Here is a 19,946-nt window from a genome sequence, read left to right as displayed (position 1 = left end):
CGAACGTGATCTTCCCGTGATGGACAGCCGCGCCCCGCCGCCCTAAGTTAGGCCAGCCTCACCTCATCACGAACTCCACTGGCTCTGTCGGCATGCTCCCTCGGCGGCCCTCTCCAGCATGCCGCCCGGTCTCCGTACCGCGCGCCGCCGGGCAGGGGCGCCACCGACGGACCGGACGCACCGCGCTGCGCCGCAGCGCGGCACGACGCTGGAAGGACACCATGCACCGCGCACCACGACTGGTCGCACTCACCGCGGCCACGCTCCTCATCGGTGGGCTCGCCGCCTGCGCCGACTCCTCCACGGACACCGAGGAGGCGAGCTCCGGCGACTTCGCGCCGGTCACCATCGAGCACGCCCTCGGCACCACGACGATCGAGTCGGAGCCCGAGCGGGTGGCCACGGTCGCCTGGGCCAACCACGAGGTGCCCCTGGCCCTGGGGGTCGTGCCGGTCGGCATGGCGGCGGCCAACTTCGGTGACGACGACGACGACGGCCTGCTCCCCTGGGTCTCCGAGCGCCTCGAGGAGCTCGACGCCGAGGTGCCGGTGCTGTTCGACGAGACCGACGGGATCGACTTCGAGGCGGTCGCCGACACCGAGCCCGACGTCATCCTCGCCGGCTACTCCGGGCTGACCCAGGAGGACTACGACACGCTGAGCGAGATCGCGCCGGTCGTGGCCTACCCCGAGGGCCCGTGGGCGACGTCGTGGCGCGACATGATCGAGATCAACTCGGCCGGCATGGGCATGGCCGACGAGGGCGAGGAGCTCGTCGCCGACCTGGAGCAGGAGATCGAGGACACCGTCGGCGAGCACGCGCAGCTGGCCGGGAAGAACGCGATGTTCCTGACCCACGTCGACACGACCGACCTCAGCGAGGTCAGCTACTACACGCCGTTCGACACCCGCGCCGCGTTCTTCGAGGACCTCGGCCTGGCCACCCCGCCCAGCGTCACGGACGCCTCGGGCGACCCCGACCAGTTCTCCGGCACGATCAGCGCCGAGCAGATCGACACGCTGGACGACGTGGAGCTCATCGTCACCTACGGCGACCAGGAGCTGGTCGACGCGCTGACGGCCGACCCGCTGCTGTCGCAGATGCCCGCGGTGCAGAACGAGGCGATCGTGCTGCTGCCGAACACCCCGCTCGGCACGGCCGCGAACCCCACGCCGCTGGCGATCTCCTGGGTGCTCGAGGACTACGTGTCCATGCTCGCCGAGGCCGCCGACAAGGCCCCGTGACCCTGCTGCCAGTGACGGCCCTCCCGTGACCTCGCTCCTCCCCGTCCCGACCCCGGACGCCGCCGCGCGGCGGCGTCCGGGATCGGTCCGGTCCCTCTGGCTGCTCGTCGTCCTGGTGGTCCTCGCCCTGCTCGTGGCGGCCTCGGTGGCCATCGGTTCCCGCGGCGTCGGCTGGTCGGACATCCTCGCCGCGCTCGGCGGGTCCTCGGAGACCATCGAGGAGGCAGCGGTCACCAAGCGCATACCGCGCACGGTCCTGGCCGTGCTGGTCGGCGCGGCGCTCGGGCTGGCCGGCGCGGTGATGCAGGGCGTCACCCGCAACCCGCTGGCCGACCCCGGCGTCCTCGGCATCAACATGGGCGCCTCGCTGGCCGTGGTGGCCGGCCTGGCGTGGTTCGGGCTGTTCACCGCCACCAGCCGGATCTTCGTGGCGATCGCCGGCGCCGCCCTGGCCGCCGTCTTCGTGTACGCCGTCGGCGCGCTGGGCCGCGGCGGGCCGACGCCGCTGAAACTGGCGCTGGCCGGGGCTGCCACGTCGGCGGCCCTGACGTCGTTCATCACCGCCATCGCCCTGCCCCGCGGCGACATCGCGGCCAACGTGCAGTCCTTCCAGGTCGGCGGCGTGGGCGGGACGACCTTCTCCACCATCACCCCGGTGCCGCCCTTCCTCGCCGTGGGCCTCGTCATCAGCCTGCTCTCCGCCCGCGGCCTGAACTCCCTGGCCCTGGGGGACGAACTGGCGGCCGGGCTCGGCGAGCGGGTGGCCGTCGCCCGCGGCGTGGCCGCCCTCGGGTCGGTGCTGTTGTGCGGCGGGGCGACCGCGGTCGCCGGTCCCATCTGGTTCGTCGGGCTCGTCGTCCCGCACCTGTGCCGGCTGCTGGTCGGGGTCGACCACCGCTGGCTGCTGCCGTTCTCGGCGCTGGCCGGGGCCTCCCTGCTGGTCGCGTCCGACGTCGTCGGCCGCATCGTCGCGCGTCCCGCCGAGCTCGACGTCGGCATCATCACCGCCCTGATCGGCGCCCCCTTCTTCATCGCGGTCGTCCGCCGGCAGAAGGTGCGCGAGCTGTGACGGCCCTCCTCCCCGCGCGGACCGCCGACGTCGACGCGGTCGCCCGCAACCGGGTCCGCCGGGCGTCGCGGCGCCGCTTGGTGATCACCGCGCTGGCGGTGCTGGTCGTCGCCGTCTTCGTCACCACGCTGATGGTGGGGCGGACGTCCTACCCGCTGGGCGACGTCGTGCGCGTGGTCCTCGGCGAGCGGGTGCCGGGGGCCTCGTTCACCGTCGGGCGGCTGCGGCTGCCCCGCGGGGTCCTGGCCGTCGCCGCCGGGCTGAGCTTCGGGCTGGCGGGCGTGACCTTCCAGACCATGCTCCGCAACCCGCTCGCCAGCCCCGACGTGATCGGCATCAGCTCCGGCGCCAGCGCTGCGGCCGTCGTCGGCATCGTGATCATCTCACTGAGCGGAACGGCCGTGTCCACCCTCGCGGTCGCCGCGGCCCTCGGCGTCGCACTGCTCATCTACGGCCTGGCGTTCAAGGGCGGGGTCGCCGGTACCCGGCTCATCCTGATCGGCATCGGCATCGGCGCCATGCTCACCAGCGTCATCAACTACGTGCTCACGAAGGCCGGGCAGTGGGACTACCAGGAGGCGCTGCGCTGGCTGACCGGCAGTCTCAACGGCACGACCTGGACGGCGGTGCTGCCCGCGCTGATCGCCCTGCTCGTGCTGGGCCCGGTGCTGCTCGGCCAGACGAAGAACCTCTCCGCGCTCCAGCTGGGCGACGACACCGCAGCCGCGCTGGGGGTGCGGGTGGAGCGCACGCGCCTGGTCGCGATCGTCGCCGCCGTGGTCCTGGTCGCCTTCGCCACGGCCGCCTGCGGGCCCATCGCGTTCGTGTCGTTCCTCGCCGGCCCCATCGCGGCGCGGATCGTGGGACCCAACGGCTCGCTGCTCGTCCCGGCGGCCCTGGTCGGGTCGCTGCTCGTGCTGGTGGCCGATCTCGTCGGCCAGTTCGCGTTCGACACCCGCTTCCCGGTCGGCGTCGTCACCGGGGTGCTCGGCGCGCCCTACCTGATCTACCTGATCATCCGCACCAACCGGGCCGGAGGCTCGCTATGACCCGCTCCCACACCCTCGCCGCGGAGGGGCTGACGCTGGCGTACGGCGAGCGCACCGTCATCGAGGAGCTCGACCTCGCCGTGCCGGCGGGTCGCATCACCGCGATCGTGGGGGCCAACGCCTCGGGCAAGTCGACGCTGCTGCGCTCCATGTCCCGGCTGCTCGCCCCGCGGGCCGGGCGGGTGCTGCTGGACGGCAAGGAGGTGCACCGGATGCCGGCGAAGGAGCTGGCGCGCACGCTCGGTCTGCTGCCGCAGTCCCCCATCGCGCCCGAGGGGATCACCGTGGCCGACCTGGTCGGGCGCGGTCGCCACCCCCATCAGGGCATCTTCTCCCGCTGGAACAGGGAGGACGACGCCGCGGTGGCCGCCGCGCTGGAGGCCACGCAGACGACGGCGCTGGCCGAGCGGGCCGTGGACGAGCTCTCCGGCGGGCAGCGCCAGCGGGTCTGGATCGCGATGGCGCTCGCACAGCAGACCGATCTGCTGCTGCTCGACGAGCCGACGACGTTCCTGGACGTGAGCCACCAGATCGAGGTCCTCGACCTGCTCACCGACCTCAACCGGCTGCGCGGCACGACGATCGTCATGGTCCTGCACGACCTCAACCTCGCCGCCCGCTACGCCGACCACCTCGTCGCGCTGGAGGCCGGCCGGATCCACGCGGCCGGGGATCCCGCCGGCGTGCTGACCGAGGACTGCGTGCGGGCGGTGTTCGGCCTGGAGAGCCGGGTGGTGATCGACCCCGTCTCGAGCAAGCCGCTCATGCTGCCGATCGGGCGGCACCACGCCGAGGCGCCGGTGCCCGCGCAGGGCTGACCGGGCGGCTCAGCCCTCGATGACCCGGTGGGGGCGGCTCTCCAGCTGACGGTCCGGGCCGGCCACGTAGCGGTGGACGTGCTGCTTCTTCTTCGGCGGGCGGTCGTTGGCCATGATCACCGCGAACCACGGGAGGATCGTGCCGAGGACGGCGAAGATCAGCATCAGCCAGACGACCTGGTAGAAGACGGCCGCCAGGACCAGGCAGATGCTGCGGACCAGCATGGTGATCGCGTACCGCTTCTTGCGCGCGGCGTGCTGGTCGACCTGGCTGACCTGGGCCTCGGTGATCAGCACCGGCTCGGCGCGGCGCGGCCGCGGGAACTGCTGGCTGGTGGCCACGGATGTCCATCCCTCCGGTGTCCGGTGCGGCGGGGGCGAACGCCCCGGTACGCCCGGTCCGCGCCCCATGGTGCCACCGCCGGAGGGGGTCGTGCAGGCGCGGGAGGAGTGCTCCGCGTCCCACGTCGGCGTCGACAGGCCTGGTGGGGTACGACTGGTACGTCGTGACGGGAGGTGGCCGATGTCCGGTCCGCAGGTGTCCGCAGCGGGGCGGGTCGTCGTCGGTGTCGACGGCTCCGCCTCCTCCACGCAGGCCGCCGCCTACGCCGCCGGGTGCGCGCGTCGCCGTGGTACGGGGCTGCTCGTGGTGCACGTGACGCCACGGAAGGCTGCCGACGGGGCGGCGCCGATGGCCGACCGCGACATCAGGGAGCAGTTCGCGAACAGCGCCACCCGCCTGGTGCAGGCCGCCGCCGACGGCGTCCGGGAAACGACCGGGCTGACCGACGTGACGGCGTCGGTGGTCGAGGACTACCCGGTCGACGGGCTGCTGGACCTGTCGGCCGACGCGGCGATGGTCGTCACCGGGCGCCGGGGCACGGGAGGGCTCCCCGGCCTGATCCTGGGCTCCACCGCCGGTGCGCTGGTCCAGCACGCGCGGTGTCCCGTCATCGCGCTGCCCGACGACTGCGCGACGCCCGACGGTCCTCCCCCGTCGGTGGTCGTCGGCGTCGACGGGAGAGGCGGGGACGACGTCGTGCTGGCCTTCGCCGTGGCCGAGGCGGCCGCGCGCGGTGCCGACCTGCGGGCCGTGCACGCCTGGCGCGACGTCCCGCTCGAGTCCGCCGTCGGCGCTTTCGGACCGCTGGTCGACTGGAGCGGCGTCGAGGCCGGGGCGCGGCGGCTGCTGACCGAGGCGGTCGGTCCGGTGCGCCGCGGGAGCCCGGGCGTCCGGATCCAGGAGGAGGTGCTGCGCGACACCCCGGCCACGGCCCTGCTCACGGTTTCGGCCGGGGCGGACCTGCTCGTCGTGGGCCACCGGCACCGCGGCCGGCTGGCCCGCCTGGGCTCGACCACCAACGGCGTCCTGCACCGGGCGGCCTGCCCGATCGCCGTCGTCCCGATCCCGGGGTGACCGGTCAGGTCGGCGTCCGCTCCTCGGCCTCCTCCGACCGGGCCTTCTGCTCCGCCCGGCCGGGCTCAGGCATTCCGCACCCGTCGCAGGCCGTCATCGTCCAGCAGCTGGATCGAGCCGTAGCCGAGCGCCACCAAAGATCGCCGCTCGAGGTCCTTGAGCACCTTGTTGAGGGAGGGTCGGGCCACGCCGAGCATCGCTGCCAGGGTCCGCTGCGGCAGCCGGACCGTTCCCTGGTCCGACTCGTCGAGGAGCAGGCCGGCCACCTGGGCCACGAGCGGGCGCCCGAGCAGGGAGATCAGCCTGCCGTGGCTGGTGGCCAGCCGCTGGGCCACGCTGGACAGCCAGCGCCGGGCGACCGCGGGGTGCCGGGCGAGCAGCGACTCGAAGTCGGTCGGTGACAGGTAGAGGCAGACGACGTCGTCCATCGCACGGGCCGAGTACGGCACGGGGATCCCCAGGAGGAGCGGGAGATCACCCTCGACGTCGCCGGGTCGGAGCACACCGACGACCACCCTCCCCCGTGAGGTGGCGACACCGAGTTCGACGTGTCCGCTGCGCACGATCCACACGCCCGGCCGGTCGCCGGCTCCGGCGCCGAAGAGCAGCTCGTCCTTGCGGAACTCGGCAGGGGTGATCCGCTCGGCGAGGCCGGCGACGTCCTGGGGGCCCAGCGGGGCCGCCGCGCCGCGTCCCACGCAGCGGGCGATCCACGCGGCGTCCCGGATCTGCGTCTCCCGCGAGGTCAGGTTCGCCGCGTCGGCGCGGAGCAGCGCCGTCCATCGCCCCAGATCCACGAGGCGGATCCTCTCAGCAGACCGGACGGCGCCCGACGGGAAGCTGCGGCTGCCACCCGGAACCGTCCCGACCCGCAGCTGGAGTGCCGTCCCCGGCGCCCGAGGCGGTTGACGTCCTGCAGCACCGCCTCCAGCGGCGTCCACCGGCTCCCAGGTCCCGGCACCCCCGTGGGCTCGGGCGCGCCACGTTTCCGACGGCACTGTCGCCGAGCTGACCATCCGGGATGGAGAGCACCTCCCTTCCCGGCTTCCCCCTGCGTCCGTACGCCGAGCACGAGGAGACCCCCTCCATGACCCGCATCCCCGTCCACTCCGTCCCCGACGCCCCCGCCGAGAGCCGCGACCCGCTCAAGGCGCTCGAGGCCAGGTTCGGCAAGGTCCTCAACATCCACGGGGCGATGGCCCACGCGCCGGTCGTCCTCCAGAGCTATGCGGCCCTGCAGGGCGTCATCGCCGACCACGGCACCTTCGACGCCGCGACCCGCGAGGCGATCGCGCTGGTCGTCGCGAACGTCGACGAGTGCGGCTACTGCCAGGCTGCCCACACCGGCGGCGCGAAGGCCGCCGGCCTGAGCACCGAGCAGACCGTGGCCATCCGCGCCGGGTCCTACGACGAGGACCCGAAGCTCGCCGCGCTGCTCGCGCTGGTCCGCGAGTCCACCGGGAACGCCGGCTCGGTCGGCGACACCACCTGGCAGGCGGCGCTGGACGCCGGCTGGAGCGACACGGAGCTCACCGAGGTGTCGGTGCACATCGCGCTGAACCTCTTCACCAACCACTTCAACCACCTGGTGCAGACCGACCTGGACCTCCCGCCGGCCCCGGGTCTCTGACCCGGGGGCAGGTCCTCCGTCGGAGGGCCTGCCCACGCCCGTGGACCCACCACGGGACCGCTCCGAGGCGCTGCTGTCGGTGGAGGACGCCGACATCTGGACGCCGGCCCGCGCCGCCTACGAGTGCGCCGCCCGGACCTGCGGCACCGATCCGGCCGACATGCTGCTGGTGGCCGTTCACCCGTGGGGGACATCGACGGCACCACTCGCGCCGGGCTGGGCACCGCGTGGATCGACCGCGCCGGGACCCCGTACCCGGAATCCTTCACCGGCCCGTCGCTGCGCGCCGCCAGCCTGACCGACCTCGCCGGTCAGCTGAGCTGAGGATGGGTCAGGAGCCGACCTGCACCTCGACGCCGTCGCCATCGCCGTCGAAGCAGCGGTGGCCGGCCGCCGGCAGAGCCTCCAGGAGCGGCTCCGGGTAGTGCCACGCCACGTCCTCGTACCGGCGCCCGTCCACGGTCACGTGCTCGTAACCCGCCACCCCCTTGTAGGGGCAGACCGAGGTGGTGTCACTGGCTCGGAGGACGCCGTCGCGCACGTCGGCCTCCGGCACGTACCAGCGCACCGGCAGGCCGGTCTCGAAGATCCCCACCGGGCTGCGGGTCTCGGCGACCACCTGTCCGCCGACGCGGACGACCACGTGGCGCGATGAGCGGCGCGCGTCGACCCGGTGGAACGGGTCGCGCGGGTGGCCGAGCATCTCCTCCTCCTCGATGTACCAGGTGTCCAGCCGCTCGAGGTAGAAGGAGACCAGCCCGGCCAGCGGCGGACAGCCGGCCACCGGGTCGGGGTAGGACCAGGCGGCGTCGTCCACCCGGGAACCGTCGACGTCGAGGTGCCAGTACCGCGCCTCGCCCTTGAACGGGCAGGTCGTGCGGGTATCGCTCGGCTGCAGCAGGCCGGGGGCGACATCGGTCTCGGGGAGGTACCAGCGCGGTAGCAGGCCCGTCTCGTGCAGCAGCACCGCGCCGGTCGTGTCCACGACGGTGCGCCCGCCGAGCACGCCGCGGATGCGCTCCCCGACCGGGTGCAGGTACAGCGCGTGCGGGGGAGCGACCGACCACAGGTCGGCGTTCAGCTGTCCTGTCGAGGGCCGGGCGAGGGGGCCGGTGCCGAGAGTCAGGGACATGGTTCGACCGTAGGCGCGGTCGCCGTCTCCCGCTCGGCCCTGATGCGGGGGCCGGTCGGGCGGGCGCTGGCCGTCAGGGGGCCGCGTAGACCTCGATCTCCGCGGCACCGGTGTTGCCTCCTGTGGTCTGCACGGCGTCGATCCTCAACACCTGGCCGGTGAAGTCGGTGTCGTTCACCACGGCTGTGGTGCCGGCGTCGAACGGCCCGTAGGTCTGCCCGTCATCGACGGTGATGGTGAACGTCTCCACGACCGACGAACCATCGCTCATCGACCGGCTCCGCATCGCCACGCCCCGCACCTGGACCTCGCGGCCCAGGTCGATGGTGATCCATGCGTCGTCGCCGTCCATGTCGCTGGACCACTCGGTGCCCAGGTTCCCGTCGACCGCCCGCACGGCGGCGAACGACTCGGAGAACTCGGAGCTGACGTCGACGACCTCGGCGTCGAGCGCCACGTTGTCGCCCGGCGTGGCGGCGACGTCTGCCGGTGAGGTCCGGAAGCTCATGAGCCGGCTGCGGTAGAGGTTCCCGTCGGCTCCGGACCCCTGCACCCGGTAGAAGTACTCGGTGTCGGGCTCCAGTCCCTGCATGACCGCCCGGTGATCGGTATGCGCTCCCCCGCCCATGTCGGCGTCCGTGGCGATCCCGTCACCGAGGGACTCGTCGCGTCCGAACACCACCGCGCAGGCCATGTCGATGTCCGTGGTGACCTGCAGGGTGGCGGACGTGCCGGAGGCATCGGGCAGCACGACGGGCGTCTCGACGAACACCTGCTCCGCCGCCAGCACCTGTTGGCCGTCGGCAGTGGTGGCCGCCGGATCGGCACAGCCGGCCAGGACAGCCACCACGGAGATGACAGGCAGCAGGGATCGCAGCGGATGGGACCTCATCGCCTCACCAACGGGGAGGCAGCGATGCTGCTCGCTGAGGATCGAGATGCGATCGGCTCTCCGGTCACGACGGGTACCTCCGACATTCGCAGGACTACTGGGGACATCGCCCGTTCCCTGCCCTGTTCGCCCTCCCCGTACCGTCGAACGTCACCTCGCCGACAATGACGGGCCGACATCGGGGCTTCGCAGCGACGGCCGACGTGTCCGTACGCCGCTGCAGATCGGATACCCAGGAGACCGATCAGTCCGCCGGCGGCTCTGCGCGGACCGCGCCATCTGCGCGCAGGGGGACGTCGGTCGCCGCCACTCCCCCAGGAGGCTCCGCGCTCACCATGCGCTGGACCCGGTCGGTGCCTTCGTAGATCTCGGTGATCGTCTCGTCCGAGCCCGAGGCGGCTCACCCGATGGCCGCCCAGGGGTGGACCTGATCCGTCAGGCCGGCGAGGCCCGCTCCCGCTGCTGGGCTTCGGACTCCTTCGCCAGGGCCTTCTGCTCCTGCTTGAACCGGCGCACCTCGGCCAGGGACTCCGGCCCGGTGATGTCGGCGACGGAGCGGCGGGCCCCCTCCTCGCCGTAGGCGCCGGCCGCCTGGCGCCAGCCCGGCGGCGTGACCCCGTACCGCTTGCCGAGCAGCGCGAGGAAGATCGACGCCTTCTGCGCCCCGAAGCCGGGCAGCTCCTTCAGCCGGCGCAGCAGGGTCGTCCCGTCCGCGGCGTCGGCCCACAGGTTCTCCGCACGGCCCTCGTAGCGCTCGACGAGCACCCGGCACAGCTCCTGGGCCCGGCCGGCCATCGACCCCGGATACCGGTGCAGCGCCGGAGGGCCCTGGAAGACCCGGGTCAGCTCGTCGGGGTCCATGCCGGCCAGCTGCCCCGCGTCCAGCTCGCCGACGCCGAGGCGGTCGGCGAGCAGCCGGGGTGCGGCGAAGGCGCGCTCCATCGGGAACTGCTGGTCCAGCAGCATCCCGATCATCAATGCGAGCGGATCGCGGCTCAGCAGCTCGTCGGCGGCGTCGTCCTGGGCGATGCGGAGGGTCGGCACACCGAGATCGTGCCGCAGGACGGGGTGGTGGCACCCACCCACCGCCGCGGCGACCCGCCTGCTGCGCCGTCAGGCTCGCCGTAGGCGGTACCAGCACGGCGCGGTCCGCTCGAGCGGGCCGGGCATCCCGCTCACGTCGGCGGGCTCCTCGTCCGTGAGGATCCAGCCGGGGAAGGCGGTCTCCACGTCACCGCGTCCGGCGCCGCGCGGAAGGAGCAGTCGCCGTCCGGGCCGGAATGCCAACAGCAGCAGCGTCGCACCGGGGGCCGCGACGGCGGTGACCTTCTCCCCCATCGCCGCCCGCTGGCCGTCCTTCAACCCGTGGAAGCATCCGACGTCGAGGAAGAAGCCGACCTCGCCCACCGCGTCCGGCCGCAGATCGGTGACGTCGCCCTCGAGGAACCTGATGTCGGCCCCCTCTTCGGCAGCCCGGGCCCGGGCCCGGTGGACGGCGGCACCGACGGCGTCGATCCCGATCACCCGCCACCCCCGCTCGGCGAGCTGCAGGGAGTGCGTGCCCGTTCCGCAGCCGAGATCGAGAGCCGGTCCGTACGGCGGGTTCCGCCCGGCCTCCTCCCGGGAGACGAGGGCGGTGAACTGGGCCGCGGCGCCCCGTCCGGCGCGCTCCCACGGGGTGATGCCGAGGCGATAGGCGAGGGCGTATCCGGTGCTCATGCGGCACCTCTCATCATTTCGGTCCTAGTTCGACTAGGACGAATAGAGGTAGCGTGCTCGTCATGGCGGAGCCTGTCAACCGGCGGTCCTACAAGTCGCCGCTGCGGGCCGAGCGGGCGAGGCGGACACGTCGCCGGGTGATCGCGGCGGCCGTCGAGCTGTTCCTCGCTCGGGGCTACGCCGGCACCACCCTGGTCGCGGTCGCCGCCGGGGCCGAGGTGTCGGTCGACACGGTGTTCCACCTGTTCGGGAACAAGCGCGGGCTGCTGCAGGCGGCGATGGACACGGTGATCGGTGGTGACGACGCCGACGTCCCACTGCTGGAGCGACCGGATCCGCAGGCCATGCGAGCCGAGACGGACCCGCGTCGGCAGATCGCGCTGTTCGCCCGCGGCATGCTCGGCCAGCTCGAGCGGATCGCGCCGGTCGACGGCATGCTCCGCAGTGCTGCGGCGGTCGATCCCGACGTCGCGGCCCTGCGCGAGGATCTGCACCTGCGCCAACGGCGACGGGCCATGACGACCGTCGCGGGTTGGATCGCATCGAGCAGCCCCCTCCGGGACGGGATGCCGGTCGAGGAGGCAGCCTCCATCCTGTGGACCCTCACCAGCCCCGAGGTGCACCACATGCTCCGGGTCGACTCCGGCTGGCCACCCGACCGGTACGAACGCTGGCTGCGCCGCACGCTGGAGGACAGCCTGCTGCCCTGACGGGCTGACGGGCTGACGTGCCGGGCGGTGGTTCATCGACCCGCGCCGATGCCGGATGACGAGTGCAGCGGCATCGTCCCGACCGCCCCGGGCGGCGGCAGGGGACCCTCAGCTGCCCGGGCGGTCCGGGGTGGTCAGAGCCGCGGCCAGGGCACGGCGCTCGAGACGCGCCTGGAGGAGCAGGACGGCGGTCACCACGAGGCCGGCACCGACTGCGAGGGCGACCATGGGGAGGGCGCCGTCGTCCGGGGCGAGCAGCCCGCGGTCCTCGTGCTGCCACGGCCACAGCGCGCGGAGCGATCCCGCCATGAGGCCGGTCATCAGGGCCAGCGTCAGCGCGTGGTGCCGGCTCAACGCCACCTGCAAGGCCCGGACGAACAGCCCCAGCCCCAGCGCGGCGCCGGCCGCGAAGGCGCCGAGGTAGGCCAGGTCCCGCTCGTTGACCGCCGACAGAGTGGGCTGGTAGAGCCCCAGGGTCAGCAGCAGGAACGAACCCGACACCCCCGGCAGCACCAGGGCGCAGATGGCCACCGCCGCGGCGAGGACGACGACCGCGAGTGCAGGCTCCACGTCGTCCGCGGGTGGCAGGCCGGTGAGCCCGAACGCCACGACGGCACCGACCAGCGCGACGGCGACGTCCCGCGGCGCCCACCGGCCGACCATCCGTGCCGGGACGACGATCGAGAACAGCACCAACCCGAAGAAGACCGCGCGGGCGCCGACCGGGTGGTCCTCGATCAGGGGCTCGAGGGACCGGGCGGCGACGAGGACGGCCACCACCATGCCGGCGAGCACCGGGATGATCGTCGTCCAGTGGGCCCGCCGCAGCTCCTCCCGGGCCTGCCCGACCCGCCCGGTGACCGACAGCCGCAGTGCCGTCACGACGTGCCCGATGCCGTCGATGAGCCGCTCGTAGACGCCGACGACGAGGGCGACGGTCCCCCCGCTGACCCCGGGCACGACCTCCGCGACGCCCATGGCCATCCCCCGGAGGACGTGGCCCGGAGCGGCCGCGAGGCCCGATTCCGGAAGGGGCGGGACGGTACTGCCGGACTCCTCGGGGCGCATCGGGCCGAGGTTACCGCCGGCCGGCGGACCGCCACCCACCGCGACGCACGCACCAGGTGCAGGCGTTTCTTGACTCCTTCAAGGAAGGCGCGGCAGGATGTGCCCGTGCCCGACCACGCCGAACTCGAACGCGATCTGCGTGCGGTGGGGCTGCGCGTCACCCGCCCACGGCTTGCGGTGCTGGACGCGGTGCACGCCCATCCGCACCTGGACACCGAGGCGCTCATCGGGGCCGCGCGCACCCGCGTGGACGCCATCTCCCACCAGGCCGTCTACGACGTGCTGCGTGTCCTCACCGACACGGGCCTCGTCCGGCGCATCCAGCCGCAGGGCTCGGTGGCCCGGTACGAGGCGCGCGTGGGCGACAACCACCACCACCTCGTCTGCCGCGACTGCGGCGCGATCGTCGACGTCGACTGCACCGTCGGCGCAGCGCCCTGCCTCACGCCGTCCGACGATGCCGGCTTCGAGGTCGACGAGGCCGAGGTCGTCTTCTGGGGCCGCTGCCCGGCGTGCACCGCTGCCTGACCCTCCGACACCCCCCTTCCCCCCGCCCCACACCAGAGAGGCCCACCGTGAAGGACGAGACCGACAAGGTCCAGACCGCCAGCACCAGCGAGAGCGAGAACCCGGCGATCTCCTCGCCGACACAGGTCACCAACGGCCGCCCGCAGAGCAACCGGGACTGGTGGCCCAACCAGGTCGACCTGTCGGTGCTCAACAAGCCCGCCAAGGACGCCGACCCGCTCGGTGACTCCGACTACCGGGCCGAGTTCGCGACGCTCGACGTCGACCAGCTCAAGCGGGAGGTCGCCGACGTCATGCGCACGTCGCAGGACTGGTGGCCGGCCGACTGGGGCCACTACGGCCCGCTGTTCATCCGGATGTCGTGGCACGCGGCCGGCACCTACCGCATCGCCGACGGCCGCGGCGGTGGCGGCGAGGGCGCGCAGCGGTTCGCCCCGCTCAACAGCTGGCCCGACAACGCCAACCTGGACAAGGCACGCCGCCTGCTCCTCCCGATCAAGCAGAAGTACGGCCGGAAGCTCTCCTGGGCCGACCTGCTCGTCCTGGCCGGCAACGTCGCGCACGACGACATGGGCCTGAAGACCTTCGGGTTCGCCTTCGGCCGCGAGGACAGCTGGCAGCCGCAGGAGGTGTTCTGGGGGCCGGAGGACACCTGGCTCGGCGACGAGCGCTACGCCGACCAGGCGGCGCTCGACCTCGACGACGGCCACCTGGCCGCGGTCACCATGGGTCTGATCTACGTCAACCCCGAGGGCCCGAAGGGGCAGCCGGACCCGGTCGCCTCCGCGCACGACATCCGCGTCACCTTCAGCCGCATGGGCATGACCGACGAGGAGACCGTCGCCCTCATCGCCGGTGGGCACACGTTCGGCAAGACGCACGGCGCCGGCAACCCGGAGCTCGTCGGCCCGGAGCCGGAGGGCTGCCCGGTGCACGGCAACGGCCTGGGCTGGATCAGCCAGCACGGCACCGGCAAGGGGGCCGACACCATCACCAGCGGCCTCGAGGGCGCCTGGACCCCGACGCCCACGCAGTGGGACAACACCTACTTCGAGATGCTGTTCAGCTACGAGTGGAAGCTCACCGAGAGCCCCGCCGGCGCCAAGCAGTGGAAGCCTGCGAACCCCGAGGCGCAGGAACTCGTCCCCGACGCGCACATCGAGGGCAAGAAGAACCCGCCGATGATGGCGACCACCGACCTCGCGCTCATCATGGACCCCGGCTTCCGCGAGATCTCGGAGCGCTTCTACCGCGACCCCGAGTACTTCGCCGACCAGTACGCCCGCGCCTGGTTCAAGCTGCTGCACCGCGACATGGGCCCGAAGAGCCGCTACCTGGGCCCCGACGTCCCGGCCGAGGAGCTCATCTGGCAGGACCCGGTCCCCGCAGTCGACCACGAGCTGGTCGGCGAGGCGGAGATCGCCGACCTCAAGCAGCGCCTGCTCTCCTCCGGCCTGACCGTGTCCCAGTTGGTGCACACGGCGTGGTCGGCGGCCGCCTCGTACCGCGGCACGGACAAGCGCGGCGGGGCCAACGGCGCCCGGCTGCGCCTCGAGCCGCAGATCGGCTGGGCGGTCAACGAGGGGGTGCGGGACGTGCTGCCCGTGCTCGAGCAGGTGAAGGCCGACTTCGAGCAGACCGGCACGAAGGTTGCGCTGGCCGACCTGATCGTGCTGGGCGGCACCGCTGCGGTCGAGAAGGCCGCGGCCGACGCCGGCGTGCAGATCACGGTGCCGTTCACGCCGGGTCGTACGGACGCCTCGCAGGAGCAGACCGACGTCGACAACTTCCGCTGGCTCGAGCCGCGGGCCGACGGCTTCCGCAACTACCTCCAGCCGGGCAGCAAGCTCGAGCCGGAGACGTTGCTGGTCGACCGGGCGTACATGCTGGAGCTCACCGCCAAGGAGATGACGCTGCTGGTCGGCGGCCTGCGCGTGCTCGGCGCGAACACCGGCGGCGTGACGCACGGCGTGTTCACCGACCGGCCGGGGGTCCTCTCCCAGGACTTCTTCCGCAACCTGCTCGACCTGGGCATCTCGTGGCGCACCTCGGCGGACGCCGAGGACGTCTACGAGGGCCTGGACGCCGAGGGCACCGTCGTGCGGACGGCCACGGCCGCCGACCTGGTGTTCAACTCGAACTCCATCCTGCGCGGCATCGTCGAGGTCTACTCCGCCGACGACGCCAAGGAGAAGTTCGTGCGGGACTTCGCCGCCGCGTGGGTCAAGGTCATGGAGCTCGACCGCTTCGACCTGCGGTAGGCACTCCCGTCCGGACGCCCCGGTCCGCCTCGTGCGGCCGGGGCGTCCGTGCGTCCACCCGCCGTCACTCCTCGTCGGGGGCCGCGGCCGCGAGGACGGCCAGCTGCCGGAGGCAGTGGTCGCGCAGGGGCTCGGGGAACCCCTCGCCCAGCCGGTAGTACACGACCCGCCCCTGCTTCCGGTTGGCGACGAGCCCGGCCGTGCGCAGCAGCCGGAGGGCATAGCCGACGGCGTCCTCGGTGGCCTCCAGTGCCAGCGCCAGGTCACCGACGCAGAGCTCCTCGACCATGTCCAGGGCGAACAGGACCCGCGCCCGGGTCGGATCCGCCATCAGGTTCAGCACGCTCGTCAGCCGTGCGGTCTCCTCGCGCCCGGGGAGCCGGGCACGGGCATGGGCCACCCGCTCGGCATCGACCGGATGCGCATGGTCGGGCTCGGCCATCGGAACACCTCCGCGGCCGTCCTTGCCCGCACGGTCGCCGGGGTATGCCCCGTCCGCGGGGACGTCACCGACCGGGCGACGTTTGTCCGGACGACCGTACGGGCATGCGGACGGCCCTCCGCGCATGGTGACGCACCACCGGCCCCCGAGCGGGCGGGTGCCCCTGCGGGCCGTGCAGCCGGCGACGTCGCGGCAGCCGCGGGACGACGAACGGACGACCCCCACACCGGACGACGACAGACAGGGAGCCCCCACCATGGCGACGAAGCGGAACGCCGACACCGACGAGCACGGCCACGACGGCGGCATGTCGCATCAGACGAAGATGTACCTGCGCTTCGCGGCCATGATCACGACGGCCATGGTCGTCATGTACTGGACCATGTTCGCGGGCACGTGGGAGTGGGACCACGTCCGGTTCAGCGAGAGCCGCGTGTTCATGGCGCTCACCATGGGCGGCACCATGGGGCTGGTCATGCTCGCCTGGATGCTCAACATGTACAAGAACGTGACGGGCAACATCGCCATCGTGGCGGCGAGCCTGCTGCTCTTCGGCGGCGGTATCGCCTTGGACCGCACCCAGGCCACCGTGGATGACGTCAACTGGATGCAGGCCATGATCCCCCACCACTCGCTGGCCATCACCCGGTCCGAGCGCGCCGACATCGACGACGTCCGCGTGTGCCGGCTCGCCGTCGAGATCATCCGGGCCCAGGAGCGGGAGATCGCCGAGATGGAGTGGCTGATCCAGGACATCGAGGAGAACGGGGAGGCGACGACGCTCGAGGAGGCACAGGCCCGCCCCGTGCCCGAGTTCGAGGGCTCCGCCCTGCGCGACTGCCCTCGGTCGGACTGATGCGGGAGCGGTCTGCCGAAGGCCATGGGGTCTCAGAGCGCGAGCAGCAGGGCCGTGAACACGAGACAGGCGGCCCCGAACACCGGAAAGCTCACCCGCGCCGTGCCGGGTAGCTGCTGCTTGAGGCTGGTGAGGATGATCGAGCCGACCAGCAGCGCGGAGAACACGTTCACGGCGGCGTCCCCGAGGTCGACCGCCGCGCCGAACCCCCATCCCGCCAGGACCGCTGCGGCCAGGATCCACCGCCCGAACCGGTCGTAGACGCGAGGGTCCTGGTCGCGCAGGGCGACCTCCCCCGCGAGGTACCGGGCGGCCAGCGCGACCGTGTACAGGACCAGCTCCGTGACGCCCGGCCGCACCTGGTGCACGAGCAGGTACCCGACGAAGAGGTTGAACACGAGGTACAGCGCCACGCTCGCCCAGAACGGCCAGGGAGTCGGGGTCCCGCCCGGCTCCCGCTGCTCCCGGCGGTCCTCGTCCTGAGCCCAGTCGAGCACCGCGTAGTACGCCACGAGGCCGGCCAGCGCGACGAGGAACGCATGCCGCTCCAGCAGCCCCAGCGGCCCGTCCGGGAGGTCGGCGGAGGACGCCGTGGCGGGTTGCGCCAGACCGGGCAGCAGCCGGGCGAACACGTAGGCCACCGCCAGTCCCCCGGCCAGGGACTGGAACCGGGTGGACCGCGGGGACACCCGGCGGCGCACCTCGGGTACGAGCAGTTGCACGAGCACGAGGGCAGCAGCAGCCGCCAGCGCCGCGATCGGGACGCCGCTGGTCGTGGTCCCGACGGCGGCCGGCATGACAACAGCTCCTCGGGATCCAGGGACGGGACGACGACGCGGACCCGGACACCTTGCCCGAGGCTGCGCCGCCGCGCGCGTGGGGCCGTACGAGGGTCCGGCGCACGGCGCCCGCGGGATCGGGGAGAGTGTGCGGCGTGCGCGCCGTGGTCAGCAGGGTCAGTACAGCCGCTGTAAGCGTCGACGGCGCCGTGGTCGGGGAGATCGGCCCCGGCCTGCTGTCACTGGTCGGAGTGGGACGCACGGACGACGCGGACGCCGCCCGGGCGCTGGCCCGCAAGATCCACGAGCTGCGGATCCTCCCCGGCGCGGACGGCATGGTGTCCGCCGCCGATCTGGGCCTGCCCGTGCTGGTTGTCAGCCAGTTCACCCTCTACGCCGACACCCGCAAGGGCCGGCGCCCCTCGTGGTCGGAGGCGGCGCCCGGCGAGACGGCCGAGCCACTGGTCGACGAGGTGGTCGCCGAGCTGCGGCGGCGGGGTGCCACCGTGGCCACCGGGGTCTTCGGCGCACGGATGCAGGTGGCCTCGGTCAACGACGGACCGATGACCTTGCTCCTGGAGGTCTGATCCCGCTCCCGGCTGGGTAGCACCGGTGAGCGGCAACACTTCCTGCGGGTTGCCTGTGAACCCTGCGCTCGCGGAACACGCACCCCGCTCCGAACCGTTGTGCATCACGTACCACACCGGACAGAAGAGCAACGGGGACGGTCCGGGCACCCCGGAATCCCCATCGACGCCCCGGATGTCAGCGCCGCCGCGCCACCGACGACCGGCGGATGCATCCGAATCGAAGGCAAGGACGAAGAAGCATCGTGACGCTGCTGCAGTCTTCCCCCAACGACACCCTCGAGGTGCGCTCGCGGACGCCGCGCCGTGAGCCCGACACCACCGGTCTGGTGTCCACCGACCTCGTGCGCGTGTACCTCAACACGATCGGCAAGACCGCGCTGCTCACGGCCGAGCAGGAGGTCGAGCTCGCCAAGCGGATCGAGGCGGGTCTCTACGCCGACCGCCTGCTGGCCGAGAAGCCGGAACTCTCGGCCGCCAAGAAGCGCGACTACAAGATCCTCGCCGTCGACGGCAAGGCGGCCAAGGCACACCTGCTCGAGGCCAACCTCCGGCTCGTCGTCTCGGTGGCCAAGCGCTACACCGGCCACGGCATGACCTTCCTCGACCTCATCCAGGAGGGGAACGTCGGGCTCATCCGCGCGGTGGAGAAGTTCGACTACACCAAGGGCTTCAAGTTCTCGACGTACGCCACCTGGTGGATCCGCCAGGCGATCACCCGCGCCATGGCCGACTCCGGGCGCACGATCCGGCTGCCCGTCCACCTCGCCGAGCAGGTGAACAAGGTGGTCCGCACCCGGCGCCGCATGCACCAGGAGCTGGAGCGCGAGCCCACCCCCGAGGAGATCGGTCTCGAGCTGGACATGACCGAGGAGCGGGTGGTCGAGCTGCTCGAGCACAGCCGCGACCTGGTCAGCCTGGACCAGACCGTGGGCGCCGACGAGGAGTCCCGGCTCGGTGACTTCATCGAGGACGCCGACGCCGCCGTCGCCGAGGACGCCGTCGCCTTCCAGATGATGAAGGGCGACGTCCGGAACGTGCTGGAGACGCTGGAGGACCGGGAGCGCGACGTCGTCGTCCTCCGCTTCGGTCTCGACGGCGGCCAGCCGCGCACGCTGGAGCAGATCGGCAAGCAGTTCGGCCTGTCCCGCGAGCGCGTGCGGCAGATCGAGCGCGAGACGATGAACAAGCTCCGCGACCCCCAGCGCGCGGACGCCCTGCGCGACTATCTCGCCTAGGTGTCGCGACCACGGACGTTGTTGACAGTCGGCGTGGTGGCTTGATCACGAAGGAGACCTCCGGAAGGAGTGGCGATGTCTGACGTCGCTTTTCCCAACCGGAGGTCTCCGTGGCCCACGCTAACGCCCGCACCACCGTCTACGCCCGCAAGCTGATCGTCGCCCGCGTCCTGTCCGGACATCGGCCCGGCGAGGTCGCCAAGCAGCTCGGGGTCAGCCGGCAGACGGTCTACAAGTGGGTGCGCCGCTGGCGCGCCGAGGGCCTTGCCGGGCTGGCCGACCGCTCCTCCCGGCCGCACCGGATGCCCCGCCGAACCACGGTGGAAGCGACCGCGGCGATCGTGGCCGCCCGCCGCGCCCACCACGCCGGACCAGTACGGCTAGGTGTGATGCCCAGCCAGGTTGTTCAACCTGGTGATGGGTGGCAGCTTCCCGACCGCTGAGTGGGGCCGATGGTGGTTGTACTGGTGGACCCATGCTGGCAGGGCCGCGAGCCGCGCTGACTCG

The 19,946-nt window shown here is 72.6% G+C and carries 23 protein-coding genes and 1 pseudogene; 14 read left to right on the top strand and 10 right to left on the bottom strand.

The window, feature by feature from the left end; genetic code table 11:
• The first annotated feature begins 221 nt into the window (after positions 1-221).
• Genes RM425_RS18805 through RM425_RS18790 form a run of 4 tightly spaced genes read left to right on the top strand, consistent with a single transcriptional unit; the run spans position 222 to position 4,180 of the window.
• The gene (locus RM425_RS18805; protein ID WP_311346754.1) at positions 222-1,244 is read left to right on the top strand and encodes an iron-siderophore ABC transporter substrate-binding protein; all 1,023 of its coding nucleotides are present in this window, start codon (positions 222-224) and stop codon (positions 1,242-1,244) included.
• A 25-nt stretch (positions 1,245-1,269) separates the two neighbouring features.
• Positions 1,270-2,313, top strand: coding sequence for a FecCD family ABC transporter permease (locus tag RM425_RS18800; RefSeq protein WP_311346753.1), 1,044 nt, complete (start codon positions 1,270-1,272; stop codon positions 2,311-2,313).
• The gene (locus RM425_RS18795; protein ID WP_311346752.1) at positions 2,310-3,362 is read left to right on the top strand and encodes a FecCD family ABC transporter permease; all 1,053 of its coding nucleotides are present in this window, start codon (positions 2,310-2,312) and stop codon (positions 3,360-3,362) included. The genes RM425_RS18800 and RM425_RS18795 overlap by 4 nt, the downstream gene beginning before the upstream one ends.
• The gene (locus RM425_RS18790; protein ID WP_311346751.1) at positions 3,359-4,180 is read left to right on the top strand and encodes an ABC transporter ATP-binding protein; all 822 of its coding nucleotides are present in this window, start codon (positions 3,359-3,361) and stop codon (positions 4,178-4,180) included. Before RM425_RS18795 ends, RM425_RS18790 begins: the two co-directional genes overlap by 4 nt.
• Before the next feature lie 9 nt (positions 4,181-4,189).
• Here RM425_RS18790 and RM425_RS18785 read toward each other — a convergent pair whose 3' ends face one another.
• Positions 4,190-4,522, bottom strand: coding sequence for a DUF3099 domain-containing protein (locus RM425_RS18785; protein WP_311346750.1), 333 nt, complete (start codon positions 4,520-4,522; stop codon positions 4,190-4,192).
• A 181-nt stretch (positions 4,523-4,703) separates the two neighbouring features.
• Here RM425_RS18785 and RM425_RS18780 point away from each other — a divergent pair, with 181 nt between their 5' ends.
• The gene (locus RM425_RS18780) at positions 4,704-5,597 is read left to right on the top strand and encodes a universal stress protein (RefSeq protein WP_311346749.1); all 894 of its coding nucleotides are present in this window, start codon (positions 4,704-4,706) and stop codon (positions 5,595-5,597) included.
• A 65-nt stretch (positions 5,598-5,662) separates the two neighbouring features.
• Here the strand turns inward: RM425_RS18780 and RM425_RS18775 are convergent, their stop codons facing one another.
• On the bottom strand, positions 5,663-6,394 hold the full coding sequence (locus RM425_RS18775) for a Crp/Fnr family transcriptional regulator (protein ID WP_311346748.1): 732 nt from the start codon (positions 6,392-6,394) through the stop codon (positions 5,663-5,665).
• A gap of 224 nt (positions 6,395-6,618) precedes the next feature.
• Between RM425_RS18775 and RM425_RS18770 the strand changes: the two genes are divergently transcribed.
• Complete coding sequence (locus RM425_RS18770; protein ID WP_311346747.1) at positions 6,619-7,227, top strand: carboxymuconolactone decarboxylase family protein; 609 nt, start codon at positions 6,619-6,621, stop codon at positions 7,225-7,227.
• 183 nt (positions 7,228-7,410) lie between these two features.
• Complete coding sequence (locus RM425_RS18765; RefSeq protein ID WP_311346746.1) at positions 7,411-7,551, top strand: hypothetical protein; 141 nt, start codon at positions 7,411-7,413, stop codon at positions 7,549-7,551.
• A 7-nt stretch (positions 7,552-7,558) separates the two neighbouring features.
• Here RM425_RS18765 and RM425_RS18760 read toward each other — a convergent pair whose 3' ends face one another.
• The 4 genes from RM425_RS18760 to RM425_RS18745 all read right to left on the bottom strand — a co-directional run bounded on the left by RM425_RS18760 (position 7,559) and on the right by RM425_RS18745 (position 10,970).
• A complete protein-coding gene (locus RM425_RS18760) occupies positions 7,559-8,359 on the bottom strand; it encodes a DUF427 domain-containing protein (RefSeq protein WP_311346745.1) in 801 nt (266 codons plus the stop codon).
• Between the two features lie 73 nt (positions 8,360-8,432).
• Positions 8,433-9,251 (bottom strand): discoidin domain-containing protein, encoded by an 819-nt coding sequence (locus RM425_RS18755; protein WP_311346744.1) that lies wholly within the window; start codon positions 9,249-9,251, stop codon positions 8,433-8,435.
• Positions 9,252-9,686: 435 nt separating this feature from the next.
• On the bottom strand, positions 9,687-10,295 hold the full coding sequence (locus tag RM425_RS18750) for an HhH-GPD-type base excision DNA repair protein (protein ID WP_311346743.1): 609 nt from the start codon (positions 10,293-10,295) through the stop codon (positions 9,687-9,689).
• Between the two features lie 69 nt (positions 10,296-10,364).
• Positions 10,365-10,970, bottom strand: a complete 606-nt coding sequence (locus RM425_RS18745) for a class I SAM-dependent methyltransferase (protein ID WP_311346742.1) — start codon at positions 10,968-10,970, stop codon at positions 10,365-10,367.
• 62 nt (positions 10,971-11,032) lie between these two features.
• Here RM425_RS18745 and RM425_RS18740 point away from each other — a divergent pair, with 62 nt between their 5' ends.
• A complete protein-coding gene (locus RM425_RS18740; RefSeq protein WP_311346741.1) occupies positions 11,033-11,680 on the top strand; it encodes a TetR/AcrR family transcriptional regulator in 648 nt (215 codons plus the stop codon).
• A gap of 108 nt (positions 11,681-11,788) precedes the next feature.
• Here RM425_RS18740 and RM425_RS18735 read toward each other — a convergent pair whose 3' ends face one another.
• Entirely contained in the window at positions 11,789-12,748 is a 960-nt protein-coding gene (locus tag RM425_RS18735) for a DUF368 domain-containing protein (RefSeq protein ID WP_311346740.1), read from the bottom strand.
• A gap of 105 nt (positions 12,749-12,853) precedes the next feature.
• Between RM425_RS18735 and RM425_RS18730 the strand changes: the two genes are divergently transcribed.
• The gene (locus RM425_RS18730) at positions 12,854-13,276 is read left to right on the top strand and encodes a Fur family transcriptional regulator (protein WP_311346739.1); all 423 of its coding nucleotides are present in this window, start codon (positions 12,854-12,856) and stop codon (positions 13,274-13,276) included.
• 47 nt (positions 13,277-13,323) lie between these two features.
• Positions 13,324-15,537, top strand: a complete 2,214-nt coding sequence (gene katG / locus RM425_RS18725; RefSeq protein WP_311346738.1) for a catalase/peroxidase HPI — start codon at positions 13,324-13,326, stop codon at positions 15,535-15,537.
• Positions 15,538-15,601: 64 nt separating this feature from the next.
• Here katG and RM425_RS18720 read toward each other — a convergent pair whose 3' ends face one another.
• A complete protein-coding gene (locus RM425_RS18720) occupies positions 15,602-15,979 on the bottom strand; it encodes an ArsR/SmtB family transcription factor (RefSeq protein WP_311346737.1) in 378 nt (125 codons plus the stop codon).
• A gap of 256 nt (positions 15,980-16,235) precedes the next feature.
• Here RM425_RS18720 and RM425_RS18715 point away from each other — a divergent pair, with 256 nt between their 5' ends.
• Entirely contained in the window at positions 16,236-16,835 is a 600-nt protein-coding gene (locus tag RM425_RS18715; protein WP_311346736.1) for a DUF305 domain-containing protein, read from the top strand.
• A gap of 32 nt (positions 16,836-16,867) precedes the next feature.
• On the opposite strand, the gene RM425_RS18710 is transcribed toward RM425_RS18715, so the two are convergent.
• Positions 16,868-17,632 (bottom strand): hypothetical protein, encoded by a 765-nt coding sequence (locus tag RM425_RS18710; protein ID WP_311346735.1) that lies wholly within the window; start codon positions 17,630-17,632, stop codon positions 16,868-16,870.
• A gap of 137 nt (positions 17,633-17,769) precedes the next feature.
• Between RM425_RS18710 and dtd the strand changes: the two genes are divergently transcribed.
• The 3 genes and pseudogenes from dtd to RM425_RS18695 form a co-directional block, all read left to right on the top strand.
• Positions 17,770-18,201 carry a D-aminoacyl-tRNA deacylase gene (dtd, locus tag RM425_RS18705; RefSeq protein WP_311346734.1) on the top strand — a complete coding sequence of 144 codons (432 nt, stop codon included), beginning with the start codon at positions 17,770-17,772 and terminating at the stop codon, positions 18,199-18,201.
• Positions 18,202-18,446: 245 nt separating this feature from the next.
• The gene (gene sigB, locus RM425_RS18700) at positions 18,447-19,439 is read left to right on the top strand and encodes an RNA polymerase sigma factor SigB (RefSeq protein ID WP_311346733.1); all 993 of its coding nucleotides are present in this window, start codon (positions 18,447-18,449) and stop codon (positions 19,437-19,439) included.
• Between the two features lie 110 nt (positions 19,440-19,549).
• A pseudogene (locus RM425_RS18695) lies at positions 19,550-19,792 on the top strand (helix-turn-helix domain-containing protein); the annotation flags it as partial.
• Between the two features lie 27 nt (positions 19,793-19,819).
• Here the strand turns inward: RM425_RS18695 and RM425_RS18690 are convergent.
• The coding region (locus RM425_RS18690) for an integrase core domain-containing protein (RefSeq protein ID WP_311346822.1) at positions 19,820-19,946 on the bottom strand (127 nt) is incomplete at its 5' end.

This window comes from Blastococcus goldschmidtiae, from assembly GCF_031845325.1.
Taxonomy (GTDB): domain Bacteria; phylum Actinomycetota; class Actinomycetes; order Mycobacteriales; family Geodermatophilaceae; genus Blastococcus; species Blastococcus goldschmidtiae.
This window is presented reverse-complemented; position numbering and strand designations above follow the sequence as displayed.